We start from the raw sequence: 15,385 nt of genomic DNA, 5'->3' as shown, positions 1-15,385 counted from the left end.
CCTGGCAAAGAGAAAAGTGATCGAAAACTACAGGGTTTATCGCAGCGGTGGAACGCCACCCTCCCGTGCATGAAGGAAACTGTCGCCTGCCTGAAACTCACCCAAATCGCGCTTTGCAGATCAAGCCAAAGGTGATGTAATACTATAACAAAGTATTTCAGGCAGTCCTTTACGTGAAACGCGACTCTCGGCTTTCCCCCTCCCTTGCAACGTCCGCTCTGGCTCAATCGGCTGGCAAACGCGTGATGATTTCCCTCGCCGTGCTGGTGCTGCTGTGGATCGGCGTTGCCTGGGCGGTGGCGATTCCATGAGTGCCGCCATTGACCTCCACGACCTGACGCTAACCTATGAGCGCCGGCCAGCGGTGCACCACGCGAACGGCCGATTCGCGGCGGGCAGCCTGACGGCGATCGTCGGGCCGAACGGCGCCGGTAAATCCACGCTGATCAAAGCCATCGCCGGGACGCTCAAACCCGCCGCGGGGCGCGTCGAGCGCAACCAGCTGGCAACGCGGCACATCGGTTATCTGCCACAAGCTGCCGAGATCGACCGCAGCTTTCCGCTCAGCGTGGCCGACACAGTGATGATGGGCGCATGGCGCAGTATCGGCGCGTTCCGCGGCGCCACGCGCAAGCACGCTCAACAGGCACAGGAGGCTTTGGGGGCAGTAGGTTTGGCGGGGTTCGAGCAACGCAGCATCAGCTCGCTGTCGTCGGGTCAGTTTCAACGCGTGCTGTTCGCCCGGCTTCTATTGCAGGACGCTTCGGTGATTCTGCTCGACGAGCCCTTCACCGCCATCGATGCACGCACCACGCGGGACTTGCTGGAATTGATCCGCACTTGGCACGGCCAAGGGCGCACCGTCATCGCCGTCCTGCATGACATCGAGCAGGTGCGTCAGCATTTCCCGAGCACGCTGCTGCTGGCCCGGGAAATCATTGCCTGGGGCGACACCGCCGACATCCTCAACGACGACAACCTGCGCCGCGCCAAGAACATGGCCGAACACTGGAACCCTGACGCACAGCCGTGCGACGCCGATGGGGAGCAAACGCTGTGACGCTCTATAGCCTGTTGATCCAGCCCTTCGTCGATTTCGGTTTCATGCGCCGCGCCCTGGTGGCGTGTCTGGCGCTGGGCATCGGCTCCGGTCCGGTCGGTGTGCTGCTGATGCTGCGGCGCATGAGCCTGGTGGGGGACGCCATGAGTCACGCGGTGTTGCCGGGTGCTGCGGTGGGGTTTCTGTTCGCCGGATTGTCACTCCCGGCGATGGGCTTCGGCGGCCTGATCGCAGGTCTCGCCGTGGCGTTGCTCTCAGGATTGGTAAGCCGTTACACCACGCTTCGCGAGGACGCCAGCTTCGCCAGCTTTTACCTGACATCGCTGGCCGCCGGCGTGCTGATCGTCTCACTGCACGGCTCCAACGTGGACCTGCTTCACGTGCTGTTCGGCACCATTCTGGCGATCGACGATCAGGCGATTTTCATGGTCGGCGGCATCGCCTCATTCACCCTGATTCTGCTCGCGCTGATCTACCGCCCGTTGATCCTCGAATGCTTCGACCCGGGTTTTCTGCGCGCTGTGGGGGGCCGGGGTTCGCTGTATCACGTGCTGTTTCTGCTGCTGGTGGTGCTCAATCTGGTGGCGGGGTTTCAGGCATTGGGCACGCTGATGGCCGTCGGCATGATGATGCTGCCCGCCACCGTCGCGCGGTTCTGGGCTCGCTCGCTCACCGGCATGATCGTGATTTCGACCGTCGTGGCGACGCTCTCGGGCTTCATCGGCCTGATCGTCTCCTACCACGCCAGCGTCGCTTCGGGCCCGGCCATCGTGCTTACCGCCAGCGTCTTTTACGGGTTCTCACTGTTCTTTGGACGCAGCGGCTTTGTACGCCGGCTGTTCCCGAGGGTTCATCTGTCCGGCTGATCGTCCTCTTACCGCAAGGAAACCACCATGAAACGTTTCACACTTCTGACCGCCGCATTGGCGTTGTCGGGCCTGGCCAACTTCGCCCAGGCAAAAACCCTGGAGACCGTCGCCTCGTTCACCGTCATCGCCGACATGGTGCACAACGTCGGTGGCGATCACGTGCACGTGACCTCGCTCATCGGGCCCAATGGCGATCCTCATGTCTACGAGCCCACGCCAAATGATGCCCAGGCACTGAAAAAAGCCGACGTAGTATTTGTCAGCGGCTTGCATCTGGAGGGCTGGCTGGATCGGCTGATTACCGCCTCCGGCTACAAAGGCCAGCCTGTCGTGCTCTCTGACGGGATCATGACCCGCAGCATGGAAGAAGACGGCAAGAAGATCACCGACCCCCATGCCTGGAACAGTGCGGTAAACGGCGTCGTTTACGTCAGAAACATTATCAAGGCCCTGCAGAAAGCCGACCCGGACAATGCCGCCGATTACAAAGCCAACGGTGAGAAATACATCGCCCAACTGCAGGACATGGACGCCTACGCCCGCACGCAGATCGGCACCATCCCGGTCGCACAACGCAAGGTGCTGACGTCCCACGACGCCTTTGGCTATTTCGGCGACGCCTATGGCGTGACCTTTCTCTCGCCACTGGGCTTTTCCACTGAAACCGAAGCCTCTGCTGCTGACGTCGGCAAGCTGATCAATCAGATCAAAAAGGAGCACGTCAGCGCCTACTTCTTCGAGAACTCCGGCGACCCGCGCCTGGTGCAGCAGATCGCCAAAGCCAGCGGCGCGCACCCGGGCGGCGAGCTGTATGTGGAATCGCTGTCGCCCGCAGACGGCCCGGCGGCGACGTACGTGACGATGTTTCGCTACAACGTGGACAAGCTGACAGCGGCCATGAAAAGCCAGTGATGCAACGCCGCAACGGCTGACTGATCTCTGCTGCGCGATGTGCGTGGCAGAGATCAGCGAACCGGCCGCGCTGGTGCGGGTCAATCTGTATGCTGGCGCACCGTCCGCCGACATCGACAGGATGATCAATGACCGCTCTCTCATTCGCCCCTTTTCAGTCCCTCGCCGACCTGCTGATTCCCCACACCGTGGCGGAAAGGCTTGACGGCTCCCACGACGTTTCCCACCTGCACCGAGTCTGGAGCAACGTCTGCGCCATTCGTGACACGGAGGGCGGTGATCATCAAATCCTGCTGGCCGCCACCCTGCTCCACGACTGCGTTTCGGTGGAAAAGAACTCGCCCTTTCGCGCAAGCGCCTCGCGTCTGGCCGCGGCAAAAGCGACCGAGCTACTGGCCGAAATGGGCTGGGACGAGGAGCGCACCCAGGCCGTCGCACACGCCATCGAGTCCCACAGCTACTCGGCCAACATCACACCCACCACGCTGGAAGCAAAAATCCTGCAGGACGCCGACCGTCTCGACGCCCTTGGCATGGTTGGCGTGGCGCGGCTGTTCTACGTGTCCGGGCGGATGGGCAGCCACCTCTACGATCCGGTCGACCCGCAGGCGCAACAGCGCGACCTGGACGACAAACGCTTCGCCGTCGATCACTTCACAACCAAAATCTTCACCCTGGCGCAGGGGTTTAAAACGGCCGCGGGCCGCCATATGGCGCAGGTCAGGCATGCACGGGCGGAGCGGTTCTTGATGGAGTTTATGGAGGAGATTGGGGCTTAGGGTGCCTGGAAGGTCATAGCGATATTTCAGATGGCTTATGGGTTTTTAGCCAGTCGACCAGCGCGGCATTCATACGCGTTTGCCAGCCCGGCCCTGACGCACGGAATTGCTCCACCACGTCATGTTCCAGGCGAATGGTAATCCGCTCTCGCAAAACCGCCGCACGAGGTCGGCCACGCTTGACCAGCTGTTCTCCCATGTACTCATCAGCATGATCGAAGTATGCATCTGACAATTCGGGGGCATCGTCGGGATCAACCCAGTCGATGCCGGTAGAGGTTTTGTTCACGCTCATTGGCTTTTCTCATGGAAATGATACGGCGAGCCGCGCCGCGCGGCGTCCAGACCAACACCACCATACGTTCTGACAACACACCGATCGTGATGTATCGGGTTTCCCCGTAGTCCTGCCGGCAATCTTCGCTGGTCAAATGCCTGCCGGCGAATACCAACCCGGCATCCCCAAAGTCGAGGCCACGCTCTAAAAGGGTGATGTCGCGTTTCGCGATGTCGAAGATTATCTGCATTGAATTATTGTATGTACAGAAAATAACGCAACAAGGTCTCCGAGACACGTAAGGACGTATCCCACAATCCGCGCTGCCAGTGCCTACTCGTATCCCCGCCGACGTCATGCTCGCTTTCATCAGCTGACCCTACCGCAACAATTCCGAAACATTCCCGGCAATGTCACAAAGACATCACGGAACACCTCTATAACCATTTCTCCGGTGTTTTCGTCGATGGGATGGGTGGCAGTGAAAAGGTTATTGCGTCGTGTAGTCCGTCCTTCTTCCAGGCCTGCTTTCCTGCGTCGCTTCAGGATTACCCAGCGGTTGGTGCTGTGCTTCGGCGTGACTGCGCTGCTGCTGGTCGCGCTCGGTGTGTTTTGCCTGTTGCAGATGCAGAGCATCCGCGATCAGGGAAAAGCGGTTGAGAGTGGGTCGTTGCCCAGCATTGCCATGGCCGACGCAATCGCCATCGACCTGATCAAATTGCGCGGCGAGAGCGCCAGGCTGATTGCCAATGCCGACGACCCCGGCGCGGTGGTTACCAGCAAGATCAATGTCGAGCAGTTGAAGAACGAAGTCGAAAAAGGCTTCGTCGATTATCTCGCCCACGCCACTGACAGCACCGAGCGGGACTCCATCAAGGCGCTTCAAGACGCCTATGGCGCCTTCATGCCGGGGCTACACGACGAAATCGCGCTGATTGAACAACGCAAACTGGACGACGCGCGCATGCTGCTCAACACCACGCTGAGCCTGCAGGGTGACCTGATGGACATGCAGGTGCAGTTACTGCGCGAGCTGAACAAGCAAAGTGCGGCGGGCGCCGTCGATGCCGCCGGCGCGCGCTTCCAGCAGACCCGCATCATCGCCGTCAGCGCCATCGCGGTGGCGCTGGTGCTCACTTTGTTGCTCGCGTGGCGACTGAGCCTGAGCATCATCCGCCCCCTGCGTCAGTCGCTGCACATCGCCAGCACCATTGCCCAGGGAGATCTAAGCCCGCAGCCGATTCCGGAAGGTAAGGACGAAACGGCTCAACTGCTGAAGACCCTGAGCCTGATGCGCGCCAATCTGCATGGCACGATCGATCAGATTTACGCCGCCGCGGGCCAGCTAAGCCAGTCAGTTCAGGAGATGGGGGCGATCGCAGAAGCCAGCGCGAGGAATCTGCAATTGCAGAACGATGAGATCGAGCAGGCGGCGGTTGCCGTGAACCAGATGAGTCAGGCTGCAGGGGAAGTCGCCGACAACGCCAGCAGCACATCGATCGAATCGAAGGCGTCCAACGAAGCGGCCGCCGAGGGGCGCCTGCGCCTGACCGGCACCATCGATTCGATCAAGGAATTGACCGACAACGTTCTTGATTCCTCTCACCAGGCCGATGGTCTCGCCGAGCGCACGCTGAGCATCAGCAAGATCCTCGAAGTCATTCGCGCGATTGCCAACCAGACCAACCTGCTTGCACTGAATGCCGCCATCGAAGCTGCACGGGCGGGCGAAGCAGGTCGCGGATTCGCTGTGGTCGCCGACGAAGTGCGCTCACTCGCTCAACGCACCAGCGCGTCGACCACCGAGATCGAAACGCTGATCAACGATGTACAGAAAAGCACTCAGGAAACCGCGCAAACGTTACGCGTCACCGCTGCTCAGGCCAATCTGACTCTGGAGCAGGCCGCTGCCACTGGTCACGCACTGACCGTCATCATCAGCGCAACCTCGACCATCAGCGACCGGAACATGCTGATCGCCAGCGCCGCCGAACAACAGGCGCAAGTGGCTAACGAAGTTGATCGCAACCTGAGCAGCATTCGCGACCTGTCAACGCAATCGGCGTCGGGGGCGCAGCAAACCACGGTGGCGAGCAATGCGCTGTCGATGCTGGCAACCGACCTGAACACGGTGGTTCAGCGGTTCGTGTTGTGAGGCGGGCGCCATTGAAAAATGTCACCGCGGCCTTCCCAGCCCATTCCCAGCCTTGTCCAAGTGTTTCATTATCGAAACACCACCCACGCAGAGGGGTGTTTACGCCAACAAGGACATGAGCATGAAGAAAACAGCTGCACTGAGTATCGCCCTTACTGTACTGACGCTGAGCCTCAACGCTCAGGCTGACGTCAACGTGAACCTGGGGAGCAAGGAGCGCGTCACGCACCTGTTTGCCTACCCGAATAATTGCAATGTCATCTGCTTCCGAAACTGGACGCTGGAACAGACCATCGAGCACTACCTCACGCAAAGCGTGCAGCGTGATGGCTACGGCGCGGCCCAGGTCGCGGTGCACAATGACAACGATGTGATCTACGCCGACATCACCGGCGTACCGGACGGCTACGACAAACCACTTTCAGCGCTGCTCGACGCCGGCGACCTGGCCTACGCCGGCGCAAGCAAACTCAACGCCGATGGCAAATTCGCCTACAACTGGTATCTGTTTTTGCCGCTGGGCATGGCGCTGGAAAACCGCAAGAGCGTCGAGCTGCTGCATTTCCCTCCGGACTACTCGCTGACTCAGGCTCAGGACTATCTGTTCTCGGCCACTACCGACCGCTGGTCTGAGCTGCTCACGGAGAACGGCATCGCCAAGGAGCAGACGCCGGCCTATCAGACCATCATCGACATCGCGCCGATTGCTGCGCCCTCCAACGCCGGCAAGGACCTCGAAAACGTTTACAGCTATTTTACCGATTACCAGACCAGCATGGTGAAGCAGCTCACTCAAAGCACTGCGGGCACATCGCTGCCGATGGTCGCGTTCGGTGCCCCGGTGCGCGCCTGGCTCAAGCAGCAATACAACGTGACGGTGCCGGTGTTGGGCCTGGCGAGCATCAGCCCGGCCAGTGGGCAAAGCGTCGCCGTGCTGGGTTCGAATCACCCGAGCTATATCTGGAATGCAGCGGACAAAAGCAATTACGGCGGGGACGAAGCCAAGGCGGATGAAGCCGGTTTGAAGGTCATGGGCCAGGACCTGAGCGCGGCGTGCTGGCAGGCCGGCATGGGCCAGAAACCGGCAACCGATCCGGCGGCGCTATTGAACCAGTGCACGACCAACTGGCAAGTGACCAACAAGGTTCAGACCTGCAAGTCGTTCTTCACCACGGTCCGCAAGTTGACGCCGGATCAGGCGGCCGCGAAATGCCGGACGGGCGAGGTGTCGCGGCAGATCAAGCAACTGCAGAAGCCGCTGCCCCAGATGAAGAGCGCTCAGCTTTAACGCATCGATCCTGTAGGAGTGAGCTTGCTCGCGATGTCCTCAGCGCACACAGATGTGACTGGACTGACGCTATCGCGAGCAAGCTCACTCCTACACCTTGATGGACGCTTGCCCTACTCGATCACTCCCCCTGCGGACGCAACCGATACTGCGGCGGCAATTGCTCCGGGCCGCTGATGGTCGCGTTCAGACTTTTCCAGCGCCCGTCCTTGATGCCATAGATGCAGCCGTGGACGGACAACTTCTGCCCGCGATGCCAGGCGTTTTGCACAATGCTGGTATGGCCAACGTTGGCGACCTGCTGAATCACGTTCAGCTCGCACAACCGGTCGACCTGTTCTTCTTCAGTCGGCAGTTTCGCCAGCAGCTCGCGGTTTTCGTAGTACAGGTCGCGAATGGTGCGCAACCAGCCGTCGATCAGGCCGAACTGGCGATCCTGCATCGAAGCGCGCACGCCGCCACATCCGTAGTGACCGGTAACGAGAATGTGTTTCACCTTCAGCACATCGACGGCGTACTGAATCACCGACAGGCAATTAAGGTCGGTGTGCAGCACTACGTTAGCCACGTTGCGGTGCACGAACAGATCGCCCGGCAGCATGCCGACGATTTCATTGGCGGGTACACGGGCGTCCGAACAACCGATCCATAGGAATTCCGGCGTCTGCTGGCGCGCCAGCTTGGCAAAGAACTCGGGGTCTTCTTCCTTGATGGCGGCAGCCCAACGTTCGTTGTTGTCGATCAAGTCTTGTAGTTCGTTCATGCGTTGATGCCTCGGAAATGATGCTCAGCTATGACTGGGTCTCGGCGCTTCAGGTCACGCGCGGTGATCGCCCCATCGGCGGCACCGATCAGGAAGTGGATGGAATCTTCGCCATGTCGTCCGGTCCACCCATTAGGACCGACATTACTGAGGATTTGCCATGAACGATTCACGCCGTCCATTCGATGCCACTCAACCTGAGCCCATCGATGACAACGAAGACCGCATGGGATCAATGGAAGAGCTCAACTTCAACGACAACAATGAGCCGAGCGGGCGCATTGGCGATGTCATCCCTGAAGATGAGCTGGACACGTTGATTCCTGATGAACGTGCACGTGAAGCCGGTTTGACCGGTGCCTCTACCGAAGATCACAACCCGACCGACGACGACATGAGCCCGGAAACATTGATCCGTGAAGACGGCGCGCGCTCGCCCCGTGAAGCCGGCGAAGATGGCCCGGCTGATCTGGACCTGAGCATTGTCGATGAAGATGACATCGGCGGTGGCGATGGCCTGGATGAAGAAGAAATGGCTATTCTCGATCCGCTGGATGGCAAGCCTGGCGTCTGATCAGCGGCTTGAGTGTTGTGGGAGCGAACCTGGTTCGCCCCACGACGGCCTCTGATTTATTCGAACAGCGTACAGGCCATGACGACCGCGTCCTCACGCCCGCCCACTGCTGGGTAGTAATCCCGACGTCGGCCTATTTCGTTGAAGCCATAGCGCTCATATAAGCGATACGCCGACCGGTTGCTGTCTCGCAGCTCAAGAAAACATTCCCGGCCATTTATTTCGTAGGCGCGCTTCATCAGGTGCTCAAGCAGCACCAGCCCCAACCCACGTCCCTGGCTCTCTGGCTTGACCGTAATGTTGAGCAAGTGCGCCTCATCAATGATCACGTTGATCACACCGTGCCCTACTTGCTGACTGCCTTCGAACATCAGCCAGACTTCGTATGACTTCAGCGCATCGAGGTAAATGCCCCGCGTCCAGGGATGGCTGAACGCGGCATATTCGATCTTCAGGACGGCATCAAGGTCAGCTTCAGTCATGCGGCGAAACGTTACTGCGTCATTCATCTACGGTCTTCCAACGGCCCATCAACTGACGCATGGAGCGCCACACTTCGGCCTTGCGCTGCGGCTCGTCCATCAACAATTCCAGACCCGGCAGCGCCCAGGCCAAGCCCAGGCCGTCGACCTGGAGTTCGAGATTGAAAGATTCAGCATCCGTTTCAGCCGCAAACCGCAGCGCCGGAAGTCCGATCAGCCACAGGCAGGCGCAGGGTTGTTCTTCGACGCGTGCATAAAGAAAGCCCTGGACGAAATCCCGCGCGGCTTCCGGCCCTTGATCCATTTGCCCGCGCACCAATAGCGGCCAGCGCACAGGCTCACCGATGATCTGAGGGCTGTCCGGCAAACCGGCGGCGCGCAGCATGTCTTTGAGCAACAGATAGGAAGGGTCGCGGCTCTGAAACGGCTCGCCGGTCACCAGCTCTACAAGCAGCAGGCAGCTCCCGGCGCGCAACAGCTGAAGGGCAAAACGTGGAGGCGGGACAACCGGCGCTTTCACCACGGCCGGCGCAGGTTCTTCTTCCTGCACGACTTTTGGCTTGGGCGCACTGGATGGTCGGGGTATATCGATCTTCGGCCGCTCGACTGTACGCGCAACAAGCGTGGGGGCAGCGGGTGGCGAGTCGCGTTCCGGCGCGCGTGGCGCATCCGCCTGAATAACCGGCGCGGGCGCATCCACTACCTGCGGCACGGGCGCAAGCAGCTCGGGGCGCGACGGCGCGGCGAAAGGCAATTCAGTGCGCGGCAGCCAGCTGACCACCTGCATGGCGGTCAGATAAGCGCGACGGCGAGGCTCGTTGAGCAAAGGTCAGCTACCTGTGGATAAAGTCAGGCGGGAGATTCTACAGGCCTTCACTGCTTCCCGCCGCTGTTGATCGACTGAGGGTGAAAAACGAGCCCGGCGATGCAGTACAATCGCCGCTTTTATTTGCCAGTCAGCGACCATCCGATGATCGAACCTAAGCGCGTCCTGCGCGCCCTTGCCGAACACTGGGCGCTTCTCGAGCCACTCTGCGAGCACTTCGACCAAGGCACTCTGAGCCTGAGCGAACTGCGCTTGCAGCTGGCGGCCCAGCAATTGGAGAGCACGCCCCAGGACATCACCACTCTGCTGGACGTCTGGATTCGGCTCGACATTCTGGTCCCGGTGGCGAAAAGCCCGAACCGTTTCGAGCTGAATGCGCAGATCCACGATTTCCTCTCGTACCTGCGCCGCGAGCATCGGCTGGGCTTGTGCCTGGAAATCGAAGCGTACCTGCGCCACCTCGAACGGCTGGCTGGCTACATACAGGAAGCTTTCGACGCCCGCGACGCCAATGACCTGGCGCGGCAACTGCGCCTGCTCGACATGCGCGTGCGCGATGTACTAAAGAAGCTCGCCAACGATGAGCAGGCGCTGGTGGCCGTGGCAGAACGCGCCAAGACCAGTGATCGACAGATTCCGCTGCGTCAGCGTTACGCGGAAGTACTGGCGACTTGGGATGAATACGTCGAGCCGATGATCCAGCTGGTGAACGCTGATGGCGCCTTCGAACAGGGCGTACGCAAGGTAGAGAACGTGCTGCTTCGCATGCTCACCGACCAGCAGCGTCTCGGTCATCTGGTCGACGACGACATGCTGCTGCGTACCCACGCGCGGATTCTGGAAATGCAGACCAGCGCGCAACTGACCCTGCGTCATGCGCGTGAATTGCTGCTGCCGCTGCGTGAAGAAGCGCGTCGCCACAATGCCGTGACCCGGGGCGCAGCGCTGGCGCTGTCGGCGATTCGTCGGCGGGGGATCGACGCGGTGCCGCAAGCGGCTATGCCGATGTTCACCCGTCCGCAAAGTACGTTCCTCGGCAGTGCCAATCAGGTTGAAGCGTACGTATATGCGCTGGCGCGCTTCGAGCCTAAGCCCGCGCACTTCCCCAAGGCCAACATCACCCGCAAGGGCGAGCCGCCTCGCGCGCCGCGTACGGTCAAAGAGATGGTCGAGCGCTGCGAAGACGCCCTGCCGATGCCGGATCTGATGGTCTGGCTGCTGGAGCAGGAGCCCACCGGCGCGACCGACGAATTGCTGTACTGGTTTTCGCGCCTGTCGCGGGACAAACGCTTCACGCGCGAGCGCCTTGAGCGCCGCGAATACCTGACACAGGAGCACCGCGTCAGCCTGCGCTCCTTCGCACTGCTCTCGAGCAAAGACGCCACCACAGAGAATTCCGAGGGCACCGCCCATGCATCTTGATCTATCCGAAATGACCCAGCTGGCGCCGATCTTCCGCGAGCTATTCAAGGGCTACCACGTCAGCCGCCGCGACCCCGAGCTGTACGCACAACTGTCGAATCTTCAGGACCAGTACCGCGGCCTGTTCAAGGCGCTGGGCTTCGAACTGGTCTGCGACACACGTGGGTTCTACTATTTCGTGCCTGATCTGGCGGCCGCGCAGGTCAACAAGACGGCCCAACGTCTGGCGCTTTTCACATTCATCCTCGTCGAGCACCTGGCCGACCAGGGCCGCGACCCGGTTGCCGTGCTGGATGGCGGTAGCCTGGGCCGTGACGAATTGCCCTCGCTGCTGGAAAAGTACCGCGATCTGTTCCTGCAAGCTGAAGTACAGACCCAGGAAGAGCTGGAAGAAAAAATCATGCGGCGCATGACCCAGCTGGGATTCGCTGCAGAAGAAGTGGGCATCTATCGGTTCCTGCCGCCCATGCATCGCTTCCTCGACGTCTGCCTGTCCGTGCAACAAGACCGTGATCTGGCCGCCAGCCTGCATAGCGCCCTGCCGTTACCGGCCCCGGTGTTGATCGACGAAGACAGCGATGAGCGACTGCTGGAAACCGACGATCCGCTGGACCTCACCAAATTCGATGAATCCGCAGAAACCGAAGAGCAAGCGCTAGCCCGGGCGATCGCTGAAGAACAGGAGCATGACGCATGAGCCAGGAACGCTACGGCATACGCCGCTTCGCGCTGCTGAACACGGCCGGTTACAGCCTCGGGTTGTTTCCACTGGAGCATCCGCTCTCGGTCTATGGTGCGAATAACCTGGGCAAGAGTGCGTCGATCAACGCTCTGCAGTTCCCGATTCTGGCGCGCATGTCAGACATGAGCTTCGGCAAATACAGCCTTGATCAATCGCGCCGCTTCTATTTCGCTTCCGACACCAGCTACATCCTCGTCGAAGTCTCCCTGCCCCACGGCCCCCATGTCATTGGCGTGGTCGGTCGCGGCCCGGGCGGCGGTTTCGGTCACCAGTTCTTCGCCTATGCCGGCAAGCTGGACCTGGCTCACTACCAGAAGAACGACACCTGCCTGCGCCAGAAGGAGCTGTTTGCCAATCTGGAAAGCCAGGGCCTGAAAGCCTATGAGCTGAAGCCCGATGAACTGCGCCGCTTGCTCGTCGGTGGCCACACGTCGATTCCGCTGGACCTGACGCTGATTCCCCTGCGCTCGACCAGTGAACAGAGCCTGAAGACCTTCCGCGCGCTGTTCATCAACCTGCTGCACATGCGCGAGATCACCGCTGCCAAATTGAAGCAGCTGTTTCTCGACGCATTCGAACACAGCCTGCGTTCCGGCAGCGTCGATTACATCGCCGCATGTGAAGAAGCCTTCCGCGATGTACGACGCATGGAGCAGGACTACAACGCACTGGTCCTCGCCGGCCCGCTGGTCGAAGCACTGGCCAACGGCGTCAGACAGCGCGACATCCTGCGCGGCAAGCTGCATCGCCTGTCGCCGTTGCTCGACTCGTTGCTGGGCACATGGCAGGACTATTCCAATGCGCGCAAAGAAGAGCTGGTCATTCAGAGCGAGCACTACCGTAACGAACAGGATTCGCTGCAGAACGATCAGCGTGGCGGCACGCAAGAATTGATGCGCCTGGAGCGCGAGATCAGCAACATCCAGCGCTGGATCGGCGAACTGGCAGTCCTGAAGAACCGCTTTGCGCTGGTCGACGACGTAAGAGTTCTGGAACAGCAGCTACTGGCTGCCAAGGATGCCCATGATGAGCTGGCCGGCGCGCTTGCGCAGTCGCGCCAATTCAGCGCCGAGGATCTGGATGAGCGCCTGCGCGATCTGGAAAAACGCCTGAAATCAGTGAAACAACAGCTCGATCATGCGGACAACAACAGCTATGCCCGCCTGCGCGAAGAGTTCTCGCAGCCTGATGTAGAGCGTCTGATGCGCCTGTTCAACAGCGCGCTATTCAGCCTGCCACTGGGTGAGCAAGGCATCGCGCTGGATGATGGCGATGCGTGGGTCAAATCCCTCGAAGCGATTCTCGACGGGTTCAAAGGCGAGCGCTTCGAAGTGCCCGGCCTGACGGTCAATCTGTCGAACATCGAGCCCCCTGCCCTGCAAGCGCTGGCCGATCGCGCCGCGCTGCGTGATCAGAAGGAGCGCTTGGAGAAAGAGCTCAAGCAACTGAAGACGCAACAAGCCGTCGCAGCTGACCGCGCGGCCAGCAAGACCCAGACGGAAGCGTTGTACCAACAGGTGCTGGATGCGCAGAAGGCGCTCGAGGACTTCCGCCGCGCTCAAACATTGAGCGCCGAAGAGGGCGAGAAGCTTGAGCAGTTGGCTCAGATGGAAGCGGCGCAAGACGAACTCAAACGGGCCAGTGATGCGTTCACCGAGCGCGTTCAACAGCTTTCAGCCAAGCTGCAGCTGATCGGTCGTCAGATCGGTGATCTCGAATCCAAGCAACGCACATTGGATGACGCACTGCGTCGTCGTCAGCTGCTCCCCGCCGATCTGCCATTTGGCACACCGTTCATGGAGCCGGTCGACGACTCACTGGAGAACCTGCTGCCGCTGCTCAATGATTATCAGGACAGCTGGCAGGGACTCTTGCGCTGCGATGGTCAGATCGAAGCGCTGTACGCGCAAGTACGTTTGAAAGGCGTTGCGAAGTTTGACAGCGAAGACGACATGGAGCGGCGTCTGCAGTTGCTGATCAACGCGTACGCGCACCGTACTGATGAAGCGCTTACTTTGGGCAAGGCGCGGCGGGCTGCTGTGACCGACATCGCGCGGACGCTACGCAACATCCGCAGCGACTACGACAGCCTCGAACACCAACTGGCTTTGTTCAACCGAGAGATTAACCGCCGGCAGGTGTCCAACCTGGAGAGCTTCCGCATTGTCCTCGCGCCGAACAAGGAAGCGCTCAAGCACATCGACCAGATCATCCACAGCGCCGGTCAGTACGAAGAGGGCGAGACACTGTCGGTGTTTGATCTGAGCCAGAGCGCCGAGCAGGACAACAAGAACGAAGAAGCCAAGGAGTATCTGGCACGCCTGGTTGCGGCTAACCACAACCAGCTCGGTCTTAAAGACTTGTTCGAGCTCGCGTTCGAGATCACCAAAGTCAACAGCCAGCCGGTTATCCACACCGACATTGATGGGGCGGCGTCCAACGGGACGACCATGACCATTAAGGCACTGACCAACATGTACCTCTTGCTGCACCTTATGGATCGTGAGCAGGCCGGACGGATTCGTCTGCCCTACTACCTCGACGAAGCCGCTGACATTGATGAAAGAAACCAGGCCGCGCTGCTGGAGACAAGTTTGCAGCTGGGCTTTGTACCGATTCTGGCGAGCGTTAAGCCACAAGTGTCGGCACATGTGGCCATTGACCTGGAAGGCGGCAGCGGCCCTGCCGGGATCTATATCGACGAGGCAGACTGGAAGTACATTCAGCGTCGTGATGAGGCAGCTTCGGTAAACGTAGCCCAAGCAGTTGAAACCCTTAGCGAGTAATTAAACCACTCGAAAGCAAAAAGCCTCGCAGCGATGAGGGGCTTTTTTGTGGGCGCTGATTGGCGGCGGTTGGCGGTTGGCGGTTGGCGGGGCCAGGAACTTTTCGAGCACAAAAACAAAACCCCATCTGCTTTCGCAGATGGGGTTTTGGAATTTAATCTTGACGATGACCTACTCTCACATGGGGAAACCCCACACTACCATCGGCGATGCATCGTTTCACTGCTGAGTTCGGGATGGGATCAGGTGGTTCCAACGCTCTATGGTCGTCAAGAAATTCGGGTACTGAGTCGTTCTCTCGAACGCTTCAGCAAATCGGGTATGTGATCAAGGTACAGCTTGTGTGTTCGCAAACTTTCGTCTTCATGCGTCTTCACACACCGCAACCTGCTGTCTTTCTGCAGATTGCTTGGGTGTTATATGGTCAAGCCTCACGGGCAATTAGTATTG

The 15,385-nt window shown here is 59.9% G+C and carries 16 protein-coding genes, 1 rRNA gene and 1 pseudogene; 12 read left to right on the top strand and 6 right to left on the bottom strand.

Annotation, left to right across the window (positions count from 1 at the left end; all coding sequences use genetic code 11):
* Positions 1 to 173 precede the first annotated feature (173 nt).
* The 5 genes from BMY98_RS27235 to BMY98_RS01840 all read left to right on the top strand — a co-directional run bounded on the left by BMY98_RS27235 (position 174) and on the right by BMY98_RS01840 (position 3,620).
* On the top strand, positions 174 to 311 hold the full coding sequence (locus BMY98_RS27235) for a hypothetical protein (RefSeq protein ID WP_158273366.1): 138 nt from the start codon (positions 174 to 176) through the stop codon (positions 309 to 311).
* Positions 308 to 1,060, top strand: coding sequence for a zinc ABC transporter ATP-binding protein AztA (gene aztA / locus BMY98_RS01855; RefSeq protein ID WP_074883921.1), 753 nt, complete (start codon positions 308 to 310; stop codon positions 1,058 to 1,060). Before BMY98_RS27235 ends, aztA begins: the two co-directional genes overlap by 4 nt.
* Positions 1,057 to 1,926, top strand: a complete 870-nt coding sequence (locus tag BMY98_RS01850) for a metal ABC transporter permease (RefSeq protein WP_074883920.1) — start codon at positions 1,057 to 1,059, stop codon at positions 1,924 to 1,926. The genes aztA and BMY98_RS01850 overlap by 4 nt, the downstream gene beginning before the upstream one ends.
* Before the next feature lie 27 nt (positions 1,927 to 1,953).
* Positions 1,954 to 2,841 (top strand): metal ABC transporter substrate-binding protein, encoded by an 888-nt coding sequence (locus BMY98_RS01845; protein ID WP_074883919.1) that lies wholly within the window; start codon positions 1,954 to 1,956, stop codon positions 2,839 to 2,841.
* Positions 2,842 to 2,969: 128 nt separating this feature from the next.
* Entirely contained in the window at positions 2,970 to 3,620 is a 651-nt protein-coding gene (locus BMY98_RS01840) for an HD domain-containing protein (RefSeq protein WP_074883918.1), read from the top strand.
* A 13-nt stretch (positions 3,621 to 3,633) separates the two neighbouring features.
* Here BMY98_RS01840 and BMY98_RS01835 read toward each other — a convergent pair whose 3' ends face one another.
* Together BMY98_RS01835 and BMY98_RS01830 are read right to left on the bottom strand one after the other, a co-directional pair.
* A complete protein-coding gene (locus BMY98_RS01835; RefSeq protein ID WP_074883915.1) occupies positions 3,634 to 3,915 on the bottom strand; it encodes a BrnA antitoxin family protein in 282 nt (93 codons plus the stop codon).
* On the bottom strand, positions 3,875 to 4,147 hold the full coding sequence (locus tag BMY98_RS01830) for a BrnT family toxin (protein WP_074883913.1): 273 nt from the start codon (positions 4,145 to 4,147) through the stop codon (positions 3,875 to 3,877). The genes BMY98_RS01835 and BMY98_RS01830 overlap by 41 nt, the downstream gene beginning before the upstream one ends.
* A gap of 216 nt (positions 4,148 to 4,363) precedes the next feature.
* On the opposite strand from BMY98_RS01830, the pseudogene BMY98_RS27990 reads away from it, so the two are divergent.
* The 3 genes and pseudogenes from BMY98_RS27990 to BMY98_RS01820 all read left to right on the top strand — a co-directional run.
* A pseudogene (locus BMY98_RS27990) lies at positions 4,364 to 5,194 on the top strand (MCP four helix bundle domain-containing protein); the annotation flags it as partial.
* On the top strand, positions 5,189 to 6,052 hold the full coding sequence (locus BMY98_RS27985; RefSeq protein WP_425438842.1) for a methyl-accepting chemotaxis protein: 864 nt from the start codon (positions 5,189 to 5,191) through the stop codon (positions 6,050 to 6,052). The pseudogene BMY98_RS27990 and the gene BMY98_RS27985, both read left to right, overlap by 6 nt.
* Positions 6,053 to 6,173: 121 nt before the next feature.
* Positions 6,174 to 7,340 carry a hypothetical protein gene (locus tag BMY98_RS01820; RefSeq protein ID WP_074883910.1) on the top strand — a complete coding sequence of 389 codons (1,167 nt, stop codon included), beginning with the start codon at positions 6,174 to 6,176 and terminating at the stop codon, positions 7,338 to 7,340.
* Positions 7,341 to 7,461: 121 nt separating this feature from the next.
* Here BMY98_RS01820 and can read toward each other — a convergent pair whose 3' ends face one another.
* The gene (gene can / locus BMY98_RS01815) at positions 7,462 to 8,103 is read right to left on the bottom strand and encodes a carbonate dehydratase (RefSeq protein WP_065991764.1); all 642 of its coding nucleotides are present in this window, start codon (positions 8,101 to 8,103) and stop codon (positions 7,462 to 7,464) included.
* Between the two features lie 160 nt (positions 8,104 to 8,263).
* Here can and BMY98_RS01810 point away from each other — a divergent pair, with 160 nt between their 5' ends.
* Entirely contained in the window at positions 8,264 to 8,677 is a 414-nt protein-coding gene (locus BMY98_RS01810; RefSeq protein WP_074883907.1) for a serine kinase/phosphatase, read from the top strand.
* 56 nt (positions 8,678 to 8,733) lie between these two features.
* Here the strand turns inward: BMY98_RS01810 and rimI are convergent, their stop codons facing one another.
* On the bottom strand, positions 8,734 to 9,186 hold the full coding sequence (gene rimI / locus BMY98_RS01805; protein WP_074883905.1) for a ribosomal protein S18-alanine N-acetyltransferase: 453 nt from the start codon (positions 9,184 to 9,186) through the stop codon (positions 8,734 to 8,736).
* Complete coding sequence (locus BMY98_RS01800) at positions 9,179 to 9,985, bottom strand: energy transducer TonB (protein WP_074883902.1); 807 nt, start codon at positions 9,983 to 9,985, stop codon at positions 9,179 to 9,181. The genes rimI and BMY98_RS01800 overlap by 8 nt, the downstream gene beginning before the upstream one ends.
* A gap of 144 nt (positions 9,986 to 10,129) precedes the next feature.
* On the opposite strand from BMY98_RS01800, the gene mksB reads away from it, so the two are divergent.
* From mksB to mksF, 3 genes are read left to right on the top strand one after another with little or no spacing between them, the layout of a single operon-like run.
* A complete protein-coding gene (gene mksB / locus BMY98_RS01795) occupies positions 10,130 to 11,407 on the top strand; it encodes an Mks condensin complex protein MksB (protein ID WP_074884727.1) in 1,278 nt (425 codons plus the stop codon).
* Positions 11,397 to 12,104: an Mks condensin complex protein MksE gene (gene mksE, locus BMY98_RS01790; RefSeq protein ID WP_074883900.1), complete on the top strand. Its 708-nt coding sequence runs from the start codon at positions 11,397 to 11,399 to the stop codon at positions 12,102 to 12,104. Before mksB ends, mksE begins: the two co-directional genes overlap by 11 nt.
* Positions 12,101 to 14,935 carry an Mks condensin complex protein MksF gene (gene mksF / locus BMY98_RS01785; RefSeq protein WP_074883897.1) on the top strand — a complete coding sequence of 945 codons (2,835 nt, stop codon included), beginning with the start codon at positions 12,101 to 12,103 and terminating at the stop codon, positions 14,933 to 14,935. The genes mksE and mksF overlap by 4 nt, the downstream gene beginning before the upstream one ends.
* A 158-nt stretch (positions 14,936 to 15,093) precedes the next feature.
* On the opposite strand, the gene rrf is transcribed toward mksF, so the two are convergent.
* Positions 15,094 to 15,209: ribosomal RNA gene (gene rrf / locus BMY98_RS01780) — 5S ribosomal RNA — on the bottom strand.
* Positions 15,210 to 15,385 lie beyond the last annotated feature (176 nt).

Source organism: Pseudomonas graminis, from assembly GCF_900111735.1.
GTDB lineage: Bacteria > Pseudomonadota > Gammaproteobacteria > Pseudomonadales > Pseudomonadaceae > Aquipseudomonas > Aquipseudomonas graminis.
This window is presented reverse-complemented; position numbering and strand designations above follow the sequence as displayed.